At 63.8% G+C, this 16,371-nt stretch carries 14 protein-coding genes and 2 pseudogenes; 10 read left to right on the forward strand and 6 right to left on the reverse strand.

Annotation, left to right across the window (positions count from 1 at the left end; all coding sequences use genetic code 11):
• Both ACIQ17_RS20200 and ACIQ17_RS20205 read right to left on the reverse strand, forming a co-directional pair.
• Window positions 1-440 (reverse strand): ABC transporter permease (locus tag ACIQ17_RS20200; RefSeq protein ID WP_398470852.1); only part of this gene is annotated, 440 nt, incomplete at its 3' end.
• On the reverse strand, window positions 440-1,393 hold the full coding sequence (locus tag ACIQ17_RS20205; protein WP_398470853.1) for an ABC transporter permease: 954 nt from the start codon (window positions 1,391-1,393) through the stop codon (window positions 440-442). The genes ACIQ17_RS20205 and ACIQ17_RS20200, both read right to left, overlap by 1 nt.
• Window positions 1,394-1,834: 441 nt before the next feature.
• Here ACIQ17_RS20205 and ACIQ17_RS20210 point away from each other — a divergent pair, with 441 nt between their 5' ends.
• Together ACIQ17_RS20210 and ACIQ17_RS20215 are read left to right on the forward strand one after the other, a co-directional pair.
• On the forward strand, window positions 1,835-3,106 hold the full coding sequence (locus tag ACIQ17_RS20210; RefSeq protein ID WP_398470854.1) for an acyl-CoA dehydrogenase family protein: 1,272 nt from the start codon (window positions 1,835-1,837) through the stop codon (window positions 3,104-3,106).
• Between the two features lie 113 nt (window positions 3,107-3,219).
• Window positions 3,220-4,737 (forward strand): AMP-binding protein, encoded by a 1,518-nt coding sequence (locus ACIQ17_RS20215; protein WP_398470855.1) that lies wholly within the window; start codon window positions 3,220-3,222, stop codon window positions 4,735-4,737.
• Between the two features lie 59 nt (window positions 4,738-4,796).
• On the opposite strand, the gene ACIQ17_RS20220 is transcribed toward ACIQ17_RS20215, so the two are convergent.
• Entirely contained in the window at window positions 4,797-5,138 is a 342-nt protein-coding gene (locus ACIQ17_RS20220; protein WP_398470856.1) for a hypothetical protein, read from the reverse strand.
• A gap of 28 nt (window positions 5,139-5,166) precedes the next feature.
• Between ACIQ17_RS20220 and ACIQ17_RS20225 the strand changes: the two genes are divergently transcribed.
• Both ACIQ17_RS20225 and rpoH read left to right on the forward strand, forming a co-directional pair.
• Window positions 5,167-6,177 carry an RluA family pseudouridine synthase gene (locus tag ACIQ17_RS20225; RefSeq protein WP_398470857.1) on the forward strand — a complete coding sequence of 337 codons (1,011 nt, stop codon included), beginning with the start codon at window positions 5,167-5,169 and terminating at the stop codon, window positions 6,175-6,177.
• A 213-nt stretch (window positions 6,178-6,390) separates the two neighbouring features.
• Window positions 6,391-7,290 carry an RNA polymerase sigma factor RpoH gene (gene rpoH, locus ACIQ17_RS20230; protein ID WP_398470858.1) on the forward strand — a complete coding sequence of 300 codons (900 nt, stop codon included), beginning with the start codon at window positions 6,391-6,393 and terminating at the stop codon, window positions 7,288-7,290.
• 236 nt (window positions 7,291-7,526) lie between these two features.
• Here rpoH and ACIQ17_RS20235 read toward each other — a convergent pair whose 3' ends face one another.
• The gene (locus ACIQ17_RS20235; RefSeq protein WP_398470859.1) at window positions 7,527-8,132 is read right to left on the reverse strand and encodes a hypothetical protein; all 606 of its coding nucleotides are present in this window, start codon (window positions 8,130-8,132) and stop codon (window positions 7,527-7,529) included.
• Window positions 8,129-8,473, reverse strand: coding sequence for a hypothetical protein (locus ACIQ17_RS20240; RefSeq protein WP_398470860.1), 345 nt, complete (start codon window positions 8,471-8,473; stop codon window positions 8,129-8,131). The genes ACIQ17_RS20235 and ACIQ17_RS20240 overlap by 4 nt, the downstream gene beginning before the upstream one ends.
• 653 nt (window positions 8,474-9,126) lie before the next feature.
• Between ACIQ17_RS20240 and ACIQ17_RS20245 the strand changes: the two are divergent.
• The 6 genes and pseudogenes from ACIQ17_RS20245 (at window position 9,127) to greA (ending at window position 15,625) form a co-directional block, all read left to right on the forward strand.
• Window positions 9,127-9,622 (forward strand): annotated as a pseudogene (locus tag ACIQ17_RS20245) (REP-associated tyrosine transposase).
• Window positions 9,623-9,760: 138 nt separating this feature from the next.
• Window positions 9,761-10,189, forward strand: a complete 429-nt coding sequence (locus ACIQ17_RS20250) for a hypothetical protein (protein ID WP_398470861.1) — start codon at window positions 9,761-9,763, stop codon at window positions 10,187-10,189.
• Window positions 10,190-10,495: 306 nt separating this feature from the next.
• On the forward strand, window positions 10,496-11,995 hold the full coding sequence (locus tag ACIQ17_RS20255) for a helicase HerA domain-containing protein (RefSeq protein WP_398470862.1): 1,500 nt from the start codon (window positions 10,496-10,498) through the stop codon (window positions 11,993-11,995).
• A 145-nt stretch (window positions 11,996-12,140) separates the two neighbouring features.
• Entirely contained in the window at window positions 12,141-13,037 is an 897-nt protein-coding gene (locus ACIQ17_RS20260) for a 3'-5' exonuclease (RefSeq protein ID WP_398470863.1), read from the forward strand.
• 148 nt (window positions 13,038-13,185) lie between these two features.
• On the forward strand, window positions 13,186-15,054 hold the full coding sequence (locus tag ACIQ17_RS20265; RefSeq protein WP_398470864.1) for a dihydroxy-acid dehydratase: 1,869 nt from the start codon (window positions 13,186-13,188) through the stop codon (window positions 15,052-15,054).
• 88 nt (window positions 15,055-15,142) lie between these two features.
• Window positions 15,143-15,625: a transcription elongation factor GreA gene (gene greA, locus ACIQ17_RS20270; protein ID WP_398470866.1), complete on the forward strand. Its 483-nt coding sequence runs from the start codon at window positions 15,143-15,145 to the stop codon at window positions 15,623-15,625.
• A gap of 99 nt (window positions 15,626-15,724) precedes the next feature.
• Here greA and tcuB read toward each other — a convergent pair.
• A pseudogene (tcuB, locus tag ACIQ17_RS20275) lies at window positions 15,725-16,371 on the reverse strand (tricarballylate utilization protein TcuB); the annotation flags it as partial.

The following is a 16,371-nucleotide window of genomic DNA, read 5'->3' on the forward strand; positions in this document are numbered from 1 at the left end:
ACGATCAGCACCACAAGATCCGGAAAGCTCATCCAGGCATCGACCAGCCGCTGCATGATCATGTCGAAGCGGCCGCCGAGATAGCCGGACAGGATGCCGATCACCACCGACACGATGGTGGCGATGCCTGCCGCGCAGAAGCCGATGATGACGGAGAGCTGCGCGCCATAGAGACAACGCGACAGCACATCGCGGCCGAGATTGTCGGTGCCGAACCAGAACTGCCACGACGGCGGCTTCATCCGGTTCAGCGGGCTGATCTGGTTGTAGCCATAGGGCGCGAGGAAATCCGCGAACAGTCCGCAGAACAGGAACAGCAGGAAGACGACTGCGCCGGCTGCACCGAGCGGCTTTTCGCGGAACAGCCGCCCGATGAAGGCCATGGCGGGCGAGCGCCGACGCGGCGGCTTGGTGATGGAGGTCTCGACGGCGATCGTCATCAGCGATACCTCACTTTGGGATCGAGCAGGCCATAGCTGAGATCGACGATCAGGTTGATCATCATCACGGCCAGGCCGACCACCAGGAACACACCGGCAACGATCGGGTAATCGCGCTGGGTGACGCCTTCGAGCAGCAGCATACCCATGCCGGGAATGACGAAGATCTGCTCGATGATGACGGCGCCGCCAATCACCAGCGGCGCCTGGATGCCGACCAGCGTGACCACCGGAATCAGCGCGTTGCGCAGCGCATGCCGCGTCACGATCGTACGTTCATTGAGGCCCTTGGCCCAGCCGGTGCGGATGTAATCCTGGCGCAGCACTTCCAGCATCATCGTGCGCGTCATGCGCATCGTGATCGCCGACAGCGACATGCCGAGAATGAGCGCCGGCAACAGCATGTGCTGGAGCGCCGCCAATGGATCTTTCGTGAACGGGATGTAGTTCAGGTCGGGCGACCAGCCCCACCAGATCGCCGGGAACACCATCACCATCGTGCCGGTCCAGAAAGCCGGCACCGCCAGCATCAGGATCGACAGCGAGCGCATGAGGTAATCACCGACCGTGTCCTGACGCAGCGCCGAATAGACGCCGATGGGAATCGCGATGACGAGGCCGATCAGAATCGCCATGAAGCCGAGGCCGAATGTCACCGGCAGGCGGCTGAGAATCTGGTCGAGCACCGGCGTGTTGTGCCACAGCGACTGGCCGAGATCGCCGCGCAGCACGCCGCCGATCCAGAGGAAATACTGGATATAGACGGGCTTGTTGAGACCGAGCGCTTCTTCGAGCTGGGCACGGTCCTTGGCGCTGGCTGAGATGTCGTTCTGCGACATCATCAGGTCAATGACATCGCCGGGCACGAGGCGCAGCGTGACGAACACGATCAGGCTGGCGAAGAAGATCGTCGGGATCAGCGCCAGCAGGCGACGGGCTGCATAAGCTCGCATCAGCTCTGTGCCTCCCGATTTCGGCACACGGCACATTTCGTGTGTTGGAATTGCCGAACGGTACGCCCCGAGCGCTCGCGCGGACCGAAGACCAGCACGCGCTGTGCGCATACCGATCTTTCTAATAGGTTCCAAATGCCCATTAGAGCCATGCTTCCACCCTTCCGAAGCTTGTGAATGCGTGCATCCCGCTTCTTGATGACAACATTCTAGCGCTTCGAAAATTCGAATGTAAACTGCGACCAATGTGCATCACTGTGTGTGCAGCGCAATGTTGCGTCGCTGGATGCATAAATCGCTTGGGCCGATCTGCGGCGCGTGCCATCGTGCGCGACGCTCACATCGGCGAAGACAGTGATACGCCTTCGCGCCTATAACGAACGCACAGCCATCCAGACGAGATGGCCAACAACGATGACAAGAAACGGGAGAACGACGACGATGAAAGTTGCATACACCCCTCGCCAGACGCCCTACACCCTCGCCCCCGAAGACGCGCTGAATGATCTGCGCATGTCGGAGCAGTCCCGCCCGCTCTATGATCATGTGCGCAAATTCATCGCGACCACCGTCGAGCCGATGTCGGTGGAATTCTATCGTGCGGGAGAAAAGAAGACCGATCGTTGGTCGTTCACGCCCGAGCAGCTCGAAATTCTCGGCAAGGCCAAAAACAAAGCGCGCGAGGAAGGTCTCTGGAACTTCTTCTTGCCCGATGCCGAGACCGGCGAAGGCCTCAACAATCTCGATTACGCCTATATCGCCGCCGAACTCGGCAAGAGCCCGCTTGCATCCGAGACGATGAACTGTTCGGCGCCGGATACCGGCAATATGGAAGTGATCGAGCGCGTCGGCACCAAGGAGCAGAAGGAGAAGTGGCTGAAGCCGCTGCTCGCCGGCGAGATCCGTTCGGCCTATGCCATGACCGAGCCGAATGTCGCCTCGTCCGACGCCAAGAACGTGTCCACTTCCGCCAAGCTCGAAGGCGACGAGTGGGTCATCAATGGCGAGAAGTATTACATCTCCGGTCTCGGCGATCCCCGCTGCAAGATCATGATCGTGATGGTCAAGACCAATCCCGATGCAGCGCCCAGCAAGCAGCAGTCGCAGATCCTGGTGCCCGTCGACACACCCGGCGTCGAGGTGATCGGCCCCATGCATGTGTTCGGCCATGATCATGCGCCACGCGGCCACATGCATATGCGCTTCAATAATGTGCGCGTGCCGAAGGAGAACATCCTGCTCGGCGAAGGCCGCGGCTTCGAAATCTCGCAGCTGCGTCTCGGGCCCGGCCGCATCCATCACTGCATGCGCACCATCGGCAAGGCCGAGAAGGCGCTCGACATGATGGTCGCGCGCGGCCTCACGCGCGAAGCCTTCGGCAAGAAGATCGCGCATCTCGGCGGCAACCTGCAGATCATCGCGCAGGCACGCTGCGAGATCGAGGCGATGCGGCTGATGGTGCTGAAGGCTGCAAAGGCGATGGACGTGCTCGGCAACAAGGAGGCACGCATCTGGGTCAGCATGGTCAAGGCCATGGTGCCGGAACGTGCGGCGAAGATCATCGACCAGTCGATCCAGATGCACGGTGCGACGGGCATCTCGCACTGGACGCCGCTCGCCGAAATGTACACCGACGTCCGCCATCTCCGCTTTGCCGATGGTCCGGACGAAGTGCACTGGATGGTGGTCGGCCGCCATGAGTTGACGCTCTAACGCCGTCGATCCCGTTCCAAACTCGGCGATCGCGCCCGATGCCTGCGGGCAAAGGCGCGATCGCTTCCTCGCCACAGCGCTCGTGAAGAAGCGTGACGATCCGGAGAAACGAAATGCTCATCCCTTTGGCGGACGTGCCGCGCTGGTATGCCGAGCGCAAACCGAAAGACACGATGGCCGTCAGCCATGGCGCCGACACGCTCACCTGGGAGCAGCTGGAGCGCAACGCCAATCGCCGCGCCCGCGCCTTTGCGGCCAAGGGCGTGAAGCCCGGCGACTTCGTCGCCATCGGGCTGCCCAATGGCAATGCGCTGTTCGAGACGACATTCGCCGTATGGAAATGCGGCGCGACGCCGACCTCGCTGTCGTGGCGATTGCCGCGCGGCGAAGCGGCTGCGGTGCTCGATATCCTCAAGCCATCGCTGGTGGTCGGCGGTGAAGCCGACTGGAATGCGCAGGTTTCGCTGCCGGCGAACTTCGTGCCCGAAGGTTTTTCCGACGAACCACTGAACGCGCCGGTCGCGCGCTACTGGAAAGCCATGACGTCGGGTGGCTCGACGGGACGGCCAAAGGTGATCCTCGACCACCTGCCCGCCGTGACGGACACCGCAGCCGAGCCGCCGCTCGGGATGCCGAAAGGAGCGTCGGTCCTTAACCCCGGCCCGCTCTATCACAATGCGCCATTCATCGTGTCGCATTACGCGCTGTTCACCGGCGGTCGCCTCACCGGCATGGTGAAATTCGATGCCGAGGAAACGCTGCGCCTGATCCAGGCCAACCGCGTGCAATGGGCGAATTTCGTGCCCACCATGATGCATCGCATCTGGTCTCTGCCGACGGCGGTGCGCGAGTCCTACGATCTCTCCAGCCTGCACATGATCTTCCACATGGCGGCGCCGATGCCGCAATGGCTGAAGGAAGAATGGATCAACTGGCTCGGACCGGAACGGGTCTTCGAGCTCTATGGCGGCACCGAACGGCAAGGCCGCTGCGTGATCTCCGGCACCGAATGGCTCGCGCATCGCGGCTCGGTGGGCAAGATCGACGACGGCTGCAAGCTGCGCATCCTCGATGCCAATGGCCAGGATGTAGCGCCCGGCGAGAGCGGCGAGATCTTCTTCCTGCCCAATGAAGGCGCGGGCAGCACCTATCATTATCTTGGCGCCGAGCCGAAACGCCGGCCCGATGGCTGGGAGTCGCTTGGCGATGTCGGCCGGCTCGATGCCGACGGCTATCTCTATCTCGGCGATCGCCTCTCCGACATGGTGATCCGTGGCGGCGCCAATATCTATCCGGCGGAGATCGAGGCCGCGCTGATGGCCCATCCCGATGTGCGCTCCTGCGTCGTCATCGGCCTGCCCGATCCGGAACTCGGCCAGCGCGTGCACGCCATCCTCGAACTGGCCGATGGCATCGACGCTCAAGGCGTGGCCGATGGCATGTCCGGGTTCCTTGCGGACCGGCTGAGCCGGTACAAGCATCCGGAGAGCTATGAGGCCCTGAGCGAAGGATTGCGCGACGATGCCGGAAAAGTCCGCCGCACGCTTCTGCGCGACGAACGCGCGGCGTGGCTGACGGAGAATCACGCCTTCCGCCTGACGCCATCGCGTGTGGAGAAAGCGGCCGAATAAGCCGTTCTCCGCATCGCTCCGCCAAACAAAAGACTGATATCGCTTAGCTTTTGAACGTCTTACGGTTCGCTGGCGAAATTCAGCGTGCCGGCCGGCTTCAGCGTCTTGGCGTCGAAGGTACGGATTTCGGTGCGGCCGGCGATATCCAGCGTGATCACGATGCGGTCGCCGGCAGCGCCCGTCGAGAGGATCTTCGCGCCCTTGGGCAAGGTGGCCGTCGCCGCCGAGGTGGTCACCGCACTTCCCTCGCTGCGGAAAAGGCGGTAGCCGATCACGACCAGCAAGGCGCCGACGCCGAGTGCCGTGGTCAGCCCGGCGATCAGCATCATGCGGCGAACGCGGGCGATCATCGCCGCCTGTTCGGCAGTGGGTTCGGGCAGCGCGTCGGCAGGCTGGGTCATTGAAGTCTCGGTAGGTAAGGTTTTCGGAATGAACGATCAGCGCGTAGACGTCACCGTCCAGGGCGACGAAGGCTCCAGCCGGCTCGATCGCGTGCTGGCGGTGCGGACCCCTGCGCTGTCGCGCTCGCGGTTGAAGGCGCTGATCCTTGCCGGACAGGTGACGCTCACCCGCTCGGGCCAGGACACCGCCGCCGTGCGCGACCCCGCTTATCACGTCAATGCGGGCGATACGATCACAATCGACGTCCCTCCTGCCGCACCTGCGGAGCCGGAAGGCGAGGATATCGCCCTCGACATCGTGTTCGAGGACGAGGACATCATCGTCATCAACAAGCCCAAGGGCCTGGTCGTGCATCCCGCCGCCGGCCATGAGACCGGCACGCTGGTGAATGCCCTGATCGCCCATTGCGGCGCGTCGCTGTCGGGCATCGGCGGCGTCCGCCGGCCGGGCATCGTGCACCGGCTGGACAAGGACACCACCGGCCTGATGGTGGTCGCCAAGAACGACGCCGCGCATCAGTCGCTAACCGCGCAATTCGCCGATCACGGCCGCACCAATGAAATGCGGCGCGGCTACAAGGCCTTTGCCTGGGGCGTGCCGAACCGTCCGCGTGGCACGATCGAAGCAGCCATCGACCGCCATCCGCATGCCCGCGAGAAAATGGCCGTGCGCGAGAATGGTCGCGAAGCGGTGACGCACTGGACCGTGCTGGAAGAGTTTGCCGATCGCATGGGACGACCCGTTGCCTCGCTGCTCGAATGCCAGCTCGAGACCGGACGCACCCACCAGATCCGCGTCCACCTCGCCCATATCCAGCATCCGCTGATGGGTGACGGCGTCTATGGCCCGCATTTCAAGACCAAGGCCTCGTCGCTCGGACCGCTCAGCAAGGCCGCGCTGGAGGCGCTCGATCGGCAGGCGCTTCACGCTTATTTGCTGGCGCTGGAGCACCCCCGCAGTGGCGAGATTCTGGAATGGACGGCCGAACTTCCGACCGATCTGGCGGTGCTGCGGGGCCATCTCGCCCTGACAGAATGACGCAGATGCATATAAAATAATACGTCTTTTCAGCAGCTTATTCTGGCCACACGGCAACGTGACAGAAAATTCACTTCCATACCGCTCGGTAAAGGGTGTATGTTGCACCTGCGTCAAGTGAGACGCGGAACATCGCAGCCTGGACGGCTTTAACCAAGCGTCTGCTGCCTGGCCCGCCGCTATCGGGGGCCTGAACATCTGGAGGGCAAGCACATGGCCCGCACAGCTACACTGCCGGTTCTCAACGGAGAATCGGGACTGTCTCGCTACCTCGCCGAGATCCGTAAGTTCCCGATGCTGGAACCCCAGCAGGAATACATGTACGCCAAGCGTTGGCGTGAACATGACGATCGCGACGCGGCACATCACCTTGTGACCAGCCATCTTCGGCTCGTTGCCAAGATCGCCATGGGCTATCGCGGCTACGGCCTGCCGATTTCCGAGGTTGTCTCCGAAGGCAACGTCGGCCTGATGCAGGCGGTGAAGCGTTTCGAGCCGGAAAAGGGCTTCCGCCTGGCCACCTACGCCATGTGGTGGATCAAGGCGTCGATTCAAGAGTACATCCTGCGGTCGTGGTCGCTCGTGAAAATGGGTACGACCGCGAACCAGAAGAAGCTGTTCTTCAATCTGCGTAAGGCGAAGAGCAAGATTTCGGCCCTGGACGAAGGCGATCTCCGCCCCGAACAGGTCCAGCTGATCGCCTCGCGCCTCGGCGTGACGGAACAGGACGTGGTCGACATGAACCGCCGCCTCGGTGGCGACGCGTCGCTCAACGCACCGATCCGTGACGACGGCGAAGCCGGCGAATGGCAGGACTGGCTGGTCGATAACTCGCCCAACCAGGAAGCCATTCTGGCGGAGCACGAAGAGTTCGATCATCGCCGCCAGGCGCTGACCGGTGCCATCAACGTGCTCAACCCGCGCGAACGGCGCATCTTCGAGGCACGTCGCCTCGCCGATGAACCGATGACGCTGGAAGACCTCGCGAGCGAGTTCGGCGTGTCGCGCGAGCGCGTCCGCCAGATCGAAGTCCGCGCCTTCGAGAAGGTGCAGACGGCGGTCAAGGGCACGATCGCGAAGGCGGAAGCTGCAGCGTTGGAAGCTGCGCACTGACAGGTGCGGCAGCAGACAGCAAGAACACGAAAGCCGGCGGAAACGCCGGCTTTTTTGTTTGTGTGAGGGTTGCAGCAAACTCGGTTGTCGTCCCGGCGGACGCCGGGACCCATACACGGCGCCGATGTCGTGATGCCGTGTAGAAGTGCCACGAGAACTCACGGCTAGAATCGAAACTCGGAGGTTATGGGTCCCGGCCTTCGCCGGGACGACAGCTGAAAGGATCGCCGCCGCGCCTACCAATAATCGTTGAACGCATCCGAGATGCTGTCCGGCTCCCAATAGACGCTGTCCGACTGGATCGGATCGTCGGCCAGGAGCGCGCTGGCCTGGGTCTTGTAGTCCGGCGCTACGTAATCCGCCTGCGGCAGGCCGTTGCGCACGATGTCCTGATAGTTGCGATAATTGTCGCCGGTGCCGACGAAGGTGCACATGCATTTCGCCGGATCGGCGAACAGATAACGCGGGCCCTTTGGCGTGTTGTGGACGACGAAACGATAGGGCGGCAGCTTGCTCAGCGCCGCCTTGCCGGCGGGATCGTTGGCGAAGCGCGCCTTGAAGCCGGCGGACTCCATGTCGAAGCCGAGCTTCTGCAGCGACGGCACGCTCGGCGCCTCGCGCGCGATCAGCAGCGAGACATCGAGCAGCGCCAATGCGGCGATCACCGCGCATGCGACGCTGCGCGGACGAACAAGCATAGTCTTCCAGGCCGGCATCGCGAGCGCATGCATCGTCAGTGTCCCTGCTGCGAGCGCGGAGAGCCGCGCTTCCTCTCGCCGTGTTGTAGCGAGGCGCATGCGCGGTGTCACTGCACCGCGCGCGAAGCCGGTCAACGAATTCATGACGGACGGGCATGGTCCAGATCATCATTGAAGGAGCGACCATTGGCGAGCTTCTGCAGCATCGTCCAATACAGGCCCTCGATCAGGCGGGTGATGTCATGCTTCACGCCGCGGTCGCGGATGACGGGGCTGCAGCGGAACGGCCTGCCGACACAACCGCGGCGCCGGCGGCATTTTGCCGACGGACAGGCCTGATAGGCGTCGACCTCGTCGGACATCAACCTGATAGCCACCTCGAAACAGGCGACGCGCAGCAGATGCGCTTCCGCCGCTGCCGGACGATCCTGCTCCGCCTGAAGTTTCCGCTTCAGGATTTTGGCATCGGCATTTGAAACGAGCATGTGAACTCTCCTTCGCTGCGATGATGATGTGAGTGAGTTTTGTGACGACCACGCGCCGTCGGCGCCCGCGCATCAGCGCGTGAGTGGCGGTCTCGATGTGCCTCCCGAAATGAGGGAGGCGGAGCGCCGAAAGGCGCGACTTGTGTTAGTGCCGCGACTTCGATCTTCCGGAGCGCCGGAAGAGCAAAGCCGCGGAACGCCTTTCGACGCTCCACCGTGGCGATTTGTGTCCCCGGGACCGTTCTTCCGGGCAAAGGCTGTTGACCCCGCAGGGTCCGGCAGTTTCCTGCCTGTCGCCGATGCCACGTCCAGCCGCGCAGTAGCGGCAGACCCCCATAGTGGGGCCGGACGGTGACCCGAGGCCTCCCGAGTGCGCGAGGGAACGTCTCCCTCCCGCCCGCAGGCGCCACATCCCCCTCTCCGCGCCACCGGCGTCCCGGCGACGCCCCTCACCGAGGGAGGGGACGGATGGGAATATTGTCTAAGCCGGGAGTTGCGTCAAGGATTATTTTCAATGCGCCCCGGAGCTGTAGGGCGGATTAGGCGAAGCCGTAATCCGCCGCGGAGGTCGTGAGGCACCGGAGTTCTTCCGCAAACTCAGCCGGCGGATTACGCTTCGCTAATCCGCCGGCTACGATCGAGAGGATCACACCATGCCGAACTATCGTCGCATGCGCGTCGATGGCGGCTGCTGGTTCTTCACTGTCAATCTGCAGGATCGACGACAGACATTGCTCACTGATCATCGAAGCGCTACGCGATGCAGTGACGAAGGTGCAGAGCAAGCGGCCATTCACGATCGATGCGTTTGTCGTTATGCCCGATCATCTTCATACGATCTGGACATTGCCGATCGACGACGACGATTTCTCCACGCGATGGCGATTGATCAAAACGGAATTCGTCAAGGCTCTTCCGCTACGAGGGAGCCATGTCTGGCAACCACGTTTCTGGGAGCACATGATCCGCGACGAGCGCGACTACGAGAACCATGTAAATTATTGCTATATCAATCCGGTGAAGCATGGATTGGTGACGCGGGTGGTCGATTGGCCCCACTCGTCATTCCATCGCGATGTCCGTGCGGGGATATTTCCCGGTGATTGGGCGGGTGATGCGAAAAATATCGGATCATTCGGAGAGCGCTGAAACGCTGTGCCGTAGGGCGGATTAGCAAAGCGTAATCCGCCGGCCGACTTCATAACCGAAACTCCGCGGCGGATTACGGCTTCGCCTAATCCGCCCTACGGCTAAACTGGAACCTCACGAATCACCCCAGAGGCTCTCATGCGCGCACGTCTTCGCACTGCCCTTATCGCACTCGCCACGCTCGCCGCGAGTGCGACCATCGCCCATGCCGATAGCGGCACCATTCGCTTCAAGGTGCTGAAGGGCGGCTGGTTCATTGGCGCTTCCGGCGGCTCGGGCGTGCTGAGCTTTCGCGGCCGGCAATATCCGCTGTCGATCGGCGGCGTGAGCGCGGGTCTCGTGTTCGGCGCGTCGGAAACGCGGCTTTCGGGGCGGGTCAGCAACATCAACCGGCCGTCGGATGTGGCCGGCGTGTATGGCGCGGGCGGCGCCGGCGCAGCGCTCGGCCGCGGTGTCAGCGCGATCGTGCTCACCAACGAAAAAGGCGCGGTGCTGGAGCTGTCGGGACGGCAGACCGGGCTGATGGTCAATGCGGATTTGTCGGGATTGGCGATTTCGTTGAGGTAGCGCGTGGGTCTTATCCCTCCCCCAAGCCGCGAAGCGGCGCAGCGGGGAGGGTGGCATGACTGCGAGCGTCCAGCGAGCATCATGACGGGTGGGGTCTATCCCCACGAAGGACGTCACGTGGGGAGAGACCCCACCCGGCGCTACGCGCCACCCTCCCCGCTGCGCGGCTACGCCGCTTGGGGGAGGGATTTCCACGACCGTCGGCGCCCCTCGCTATTGCACACTTGCCTGTGTGGAACAGTCCCGCTTCCCTCGACGCCCCCTCCCCGCATTGCTAAGCCCTCCGCGCAGGAGCTTTGGACTGGAATGACTGTTGCAATCGAGATGGGGCATACGACGGCGGGCGCGCCGGCGTCTCTCGACCTCGAGGAATTGCTGGCGACGCGTCTGCTGGTGCAGGGCAATTCCGGTTCCGGAAAATCGCATCTGCTGCGCCGGCTGCTCGAACAGAGCGCCCCCTGGGTGCAGCAGACCATCATCGATCCCGAAGGCGATTTCGTCTCGCTGGCCGAACGCTTCGGCCATCTTGTCATCGATGCCGAGGACCACACCGAGCGCGGCTTGCAGGCAGCGGGCGAACGCGCGCGCGAACATCGCGTCTCCACCGTGCTCAATCTCGAAGGCCTCGACGCCGAGAACCAGATGCGCCGCGCCGCGGCCTTTCTGAACGGGCTTTTCGATGCGCCCAGGGACCACTGGTATCCGATGCTCGTGATCGTCGACGAGGCGCAATTGTTCGCGCCGGCGGTGGCGGGCGAAGTTTCCGACGAAGCACGAAAACTGTCGCTCGGCGCGATGACCAACCTGATGTGCCGTGGCCGCAAGCGCGGGCTCGCAGGGATCATCGCAACGCAGCGTCTCGCAAAACTTGCGAAGAACGTCGCCGCGGAAGCATCGAACTTCCTGATGGGCCGCACCTTCCTGGATATCGACATGGCGCGCGCGGCCGATCTGCTCGGCATGGAGCGGCGGCAGGCAGAGTCGTTCCGCGATCTCGAACGCGGACAGTTCATGGCGCTGGGCCCGGCGCTGTCGCGGCGGCCGCTCGGCCTGCGCATCGGCGCCACCGAGACCGCGCCGCGCAATGCCACGCCAAAACTGATGCCGCTGCCGGGCGCGGCGTCGGAAGAGATGCGTGCAGTCATTCTCGCAGCACCACCGCCGGAAACGAGCATGCGGCCGGCGCGGCGCGCACCGGCTTCGCCGGATCTGCTCGGCCAGTTGATGGCGGCACGCGCGGCGGGGCCCGATCTGCGGCCGGAGCCCGATGCGCCGCCGCCTTCGCCCGAGGAAATCGCCGAGCGCCGTGCACGCGTCGATCGCGTGCTGCAGGCGTTGCTCTCGGAGCCTGATGCCGGCTTCCGCGCCATTGGCGTGCTGCATCAGGAATTCGTGGTCCGCTGCCGCATCGACGGGCTTGGCACGGCCGTGCCGGATCTCAACGAATTCCGCCGCATGCTGACCCATGCGCGCGCCGGGCTCGGCTCCGACCTCGGCGCCGATGACGGCTGGAAAGACGTGGCACTGCGCGCGAGCATCCTGCCCGACGACATGCAGGGCGTGTTCATGATGATCGCCCGCGCCGCCAAGGAAGGCTGGCCCTGCCCCGGCGACGCGGCGATCGCCCGTGCATATGGCTCGCATTCATTGCGCCGGGCGCGGCGGCTCCTGAGCTATATCGAGGAACAGGGGCTGATCGTGTGCCAGATGGACGGCACCGGCAAGCGCATCGTGACGCTGGTGGAACTCGCCTGGGCAACCGCGCCGGGGGATCCGAATGCGCGTGAAGCCGCGGCAGCGGAGTGAAGACGTAGCCCGGATGGAGCGCAGCGCAATCCGGGGTTCAGAGCTTCCTCATGTCGCCGGTCCCCGGATTTCGCTCCGCTCCATCCGGGCTACAAGCGCCTTGCCGTGATAGCTTTTCACCATCGCTTCTGATTCGCCGGACCTGATGCTCCACGACCCTCACAGCCTTGCCCAGATGGCGGAGACACTGGCCTCTTCCGGCGAGTATCGCGTTCTCCGTCGCCTCGTGCCGCGCAGCGAATTCGCGAATTGCAACGGCGCGGCCGTGAAGACCGGCATCCTGCTCGATGTCGAAACCACCGGGCTGGACCACACCCGCGACGAGATCATCGAACTGGCGATGATTAAGTTCGACTATCTGCCGGATGGCACCATCATCCGATCAGGTGAAGCGTTCACGGCGTTCAATGAACCGTCGAACCCGATCCCGCCGGAGATCGTCGCGCTCACGGGGATCACCGACGAGATGGTGGCCGGACATCGCATCGACACCGACGCGGTCGCCGCCTTTGTCGATGGCGCGGTGATCGTCATTGCGCACAATGCCGGCTTCGACCGCAAATTCGCCGAGCGCATCTGTCCGCTATTTGCGAAGAAGCCCTGGGGCTGCTCGCAGAAGGAAATCGACTGGCAGAAGCATGGCTTTGAAGGCGCCAAGCTCGGCTATCTCCTCGCCGGCGCCGGATACTTCCATCAGGCGCACCGGGCGATTGACGATTGTCATGCGCTGCTGGAAATCCTCGCCTTCGAGCTCCCCGCTATCGGCACATCCGCCCTCGCCGCTCTGCTGGAGCGGGCGCGGCGGAAAACCATGCGGGTCTGGGCCGAGCAATCGCCGTTCGATCTCAAGGACGAGTTGAAGCGCCGCGGCTATCGCTGGAGCGATGGTTCCGATGGCCGGCCGAAATCCTGGTACATCGATGTCGATGAGGGCCAGGAGGCCGCGGAAATCGAATTTCTGCGCACCACGATCTATCTCCGCGAGGTCGATCCGCGGGTGCAGGCGCTGAGCGCCATGGTCCGGTATTCCACCCGAGCCTGACGCCGCAGAAACGCGCAGATTGCAAGCGTTCTAAGCAATTGTCTTTGCGCGCCCCCGGGTTTATTCACAAACCCGGCGGACCGGAACAGGCCAAAGCCAGCCGGTCGTCTACCCTCAAAGAATACCCGCCGCTAGGAAGGAATTCGTCGTGTCCAAGTCCCCCGTCGTCACCATCGACAAGCACCCCGGCCGTACCGCGCAGACCATCGGGATCGCGCGCGTGCTCGGCACGGACGAGACGCTCATTCATGAGCCGTCGGTGGGCGTGGTGGGCACCAAGGGCGACAGCCAGTGCTATATGGGCGTGATGTCCAAGGTGGACGCGATCCACGAGGCGCTGAAGAAGAAGATCGGCCGCGGCGCCGGCCAGCTGCCCTATCGCCTGGTGCAGCCGGAATACACCATCGCTACCTCGGACGGCATCCGCAACGGCACGCGCGAAATGCGCTATTCGCTGATCGGCCGCGAAGTGACCAATGACGCGCTGTCGGAGCATCTCTCCGCCACCGGCCTGCTCGGCACCATTGCCGTGGTCGCCTGCGACAAGCCGCCGGTCGGCACGCTGGCCGCATTGCTCGAACACAACGAGCCGGCGATCATCATGTCGGACGGGTCGATCCATCCGGGCGAGGATCCGAAGACCGGCGAGAAGCTGGACATCGTCAGCGCCTATCAGGTCGCCGGCAATCCGGACCCGGAATATCGCCACCATATCGCCTGCCATGCCTGCCCGGGCATCGGCTCCTGCGGCGGCATCTTCACCTACAACACCATGCAGACCTTCATCGGCGTGGTGGGCATGCAGCCGCTGCACATGGTGGCGCCGCCGTCCGACGATCCCCGCCGCCTGAAGGAGTTTCCGGAGCAGCTGGTCGGCTATCTCGCCAACATGATCGCCAAGGGCATCAAGCCGCGCGACATCGTCAGCCGTGACTCGATCCGCAACGCTGTCATCGTGTCGCTGGCGATCGGCGGCTCGACGAACGTGACGCTGCATGCGCCGGAAATCGCGCGCGCGGCGGGCTTCAGCGACTTCTGGAAGGAAGTCATGACGCCGCAGGAATTCAACTATCTCTCGCAATATGTCGTGCCCGTGCTCACCGACGCGCGGCCCTATGGCAAGTATTCGATGGTCGACATCGACAATGTCGGCGGCGTGCAGGTGATCGTGCGCGAGCTGATGGAAGCCGGCCTGATCAATGGCGACGTGCTGACCTGCACCGGCGAGACGCTGGCCGAGCAGATCAAGCGCCTGGAGACCAAGCCGGCGGATGGCAAGGTCGTCTACAATGTCGCCAAGCCGTACAAGCCGACCGGCGGCCTGCGCGTGCTCGGCGGCAACCTGTCGCCGGAATTCTCCGCGATCCTCAAGCTGGCCGGCGTCGAAGGCGGCCTCGAGGACAACTGCTTCCGCGGCACCGCGCGGGTGTTCGAAGGCGAGCGCGGCCTGATCGCGGCGCTCGACCAGCATCCGGAGAAATTCCAGAACCACGACATGGTGATCGTGCGCTACGACGGCCCCGTGGGTGCGCCCGGCATGCCGGAAATGCTGGACCCGACCTCGCGCATCACCACGCTGTGCCGCGAGCGCAATATCGTCGTCGGCCTCATGACCGATGCGCGCTTCTCCGGCGGCTCGGTGGGCCTGGTGATCGGCCATGTCGGCCCGGAAGCAGCCCTTGGCGGCGCCATCGCTCTGGTGGAGGACGGCGACGAGATCGTGGCCGACCTCAACAGCAACGAGCTGAACTGCACCCAGCTGCAGGACGCTGCCGTCTATGCCAAGCGCAAGGCGGCATGGGACAAGGTGGTGGCCGACAATGGCGGCATTCATCCGAGCTGCGGCGAGGCCGACACGCGCCTGCTGCACCGCGCCCGCCAGACCGCGGTGCCCGCCACCCGCGGCGCCGGCCTGCATCCGAACCGCGAAGTCTGGGTGCGCAATGCGCGCGAAGCCAAGCGTTCCGGCTTCTCGCCCAAGAACAAGCACCGCCCGGAGGCCGACAAGGCCTTCTAAAAAAAGCCACCGACCAAAGCTGTGATACCCGGCCCGGTGGCACCGCCATCGGGCCGTTTTCTTTAAAGCCATTGCGAAAGGACCGCCCATGAGCGTCGCCTTCACCAAGGAAGACAGTGCCGAAACCGCATCGGAGACCATGCTCCCCGATCGTCCGATTTCGGAACATCCGAACCTCGTCACGGCCGACGGGCTGAAGGCGCTGGAACGGCAGCTCGCCGAGGCGCAGGCTGCGATCGAGGCCGCAGCCGGGATCGAGGACGTCAACGAGAAGCGCCGGCAGCAGGCGCTGCCGCTGCGCGACGCGCGTTATTTTTCGGAACGCGTGCGCACCGCGCAGGTGATCGACCCACCGACATCGCATGAGGTGGTGGCCTTCGGCAGCACGGTGACGTTCGAGCGCGATGACGGACGCGCGCAGACCTATCGCATCGTCGGCGAGGATGAAGCCGATCCGAAGGCGGGGACGATTTCGTTCGTGGCACCAGTGGCGCGGCTGCTGATGGGCAAGGCGGTGGGTGATGTCGCGACCATGTCGGGACAGGAACTGGAGATCACGAAGATCGCGTGATCTCATGTAGGGTGGGCAAAGCGCAGCGTGCCCACCTTCTCTTGCACGACACTTGATGGTGGGCACGGCGCAAGAGCGCCTTTGCCCACCCTACAGGCTCTACTCCCCGCCCAATCCCAGCCGGTTCGGCATCCGCTTCTCGATATTGAACTTGAGCAGCGCCGCCGAGCGGAAAATGCCGTGGGCGAATTTTCCGTAAGGCAGTGTGACGAACAGCGCCATGACCGTGCCGAGATGGATCGCCAGCCACAGCGCCATGAAGCGGGTGTCGCGCAGCACCAGCAGCAGCAGGCCGGTGATGCTCACCAGCAGCAGCAGCATGATGAAGCCGCGGTCCATGGCGTTCTGCTTCACATCCGCCCGCAGCGCATCGCGCTTGAAATTCAGCCACAGCAGTCCGATCGGCCCGATGATCAGGCCGATGCCGCCGAGCGTGCCGAGGATAACGGGCGCACTCGTATAGGCATAGGGCGCCTGCAGGTTCCAGATGTAGTGATACAGCGTCGCCACGCAGGTGGAGGCGAAGCAGAGCAGGAAGCCATACAGCGTGAACTGGTGGAAGCGGCGACGCCACAACGTGAAGGCATCGTCGCCCTCGTTGCAGCCATCGCCGTGACCACCGCCGAGATATTTCAGCCGCGCGACGTCGTGCACGGCTTCGGCCACCGCAGGCACGCGCGCTTGCGCGGCAGCCTTGATGTCGGCGGGCGTACCGTCCTTCGTGGGCGACACGTCGCGCCAGAATT

It is taken from the genome of Tardiphaga sp., from assembly GCF_044340795.1.
GTDB lineage: Bacteria > Pseudomonadota > Alphaproteobacteria > Rhizobiales > Xanthobacteraceae > Tardiphaga.

Excerpts from the sequence above, each read along its gene's own strand:
- ACIQ17_RS20220 (WP_398470856.1), bottom strand. The coding sequence starts at position 5,138 with ATGACCCAGCCTGCCGACGCGCTGCCCGAACCCACTGCCGAACAGGCG.
- rpoH (WP_398470858.1), top strand. The coding sequence starts at position 6,391 with ATGGCCCGCACAGCTACACTGCCGGTTCTCAACGGAGAATCGGGACTG.
- ACIQ17_RS20225 (WP_398470857.1), top strand. The coding sequence starts at position 5,167 with ATGAACGATCAGCGCGTAGACGTCACCGTCCAGGGCGACGAAGGCTCC.
- ACIQ17_RS20205 (WP_398470853.1), bottom strand. The coding sequence starts at position 1,393 with ATGCGAGCTTATGCAGCCCGTCGCCTGCTGGCGCTGATCCCGACGATC.
- ACIQ17_RS20210 (WP_398470854.1), top strand. The coding sequence starts at position 1,835 with ATGAAAGTTGCATACACCCCTCGCCAGACGCCCTACACCCTCGCCCCC.
- ACIQ17_RS20255 (WP_398470862.1), top strand. The coding sequence starts at position 10,496 with ATGACTGTTGCAATCGAGATGGGGCATACGACGGCGGGCGCGCCGGCG.
- ACIQ17_RS20250 (WP_398470861.1), top strand. The coding sequence starts at position 9,761 with ATGCGCGCACGTCTTCGCACTGCCCTTATCGCACTCGCCACGCTCGCC.
- ACIQ17_RS20235 (WP_398470859.1), bottom strand. The coding sequence starts at position 8,132 with ATGAATTCGTTGACCGGCTTCGCGCGCGGTGCAGTGACACCGCGCATG.
- ACIQ17_RS20215 (WP_398470855.1), top strand. The coding sequence starts at position 3,220 with ATGCTCATCCCTTTGGCGGACGTGCCGCGCTGGTATGCCGAGCGCAAA.
- greA (WP_398470866.1), top strand. The coding sequence starts at position 15,143 with ATGAGCGTCGCCTTCACCAAGGAAGACAGTGCCGAAACCGCATCGGAG.
- ACIQ17_RS20260 (WP_398470863.1), top strand. The coding sequence starts at position 12,141 with ATGCTCCACGACCCTCACAGCCTTGCCCAGATGGCGGAGACACTGGCC.
- ACIQ17_RS20240 (WP_398470860.1), bottom strand. The coding sequence starts at position 8,473 with ATGCTCGTTTCAAATGCCGATGCCAAAATCCTGAAGCGGAAACTTCAG.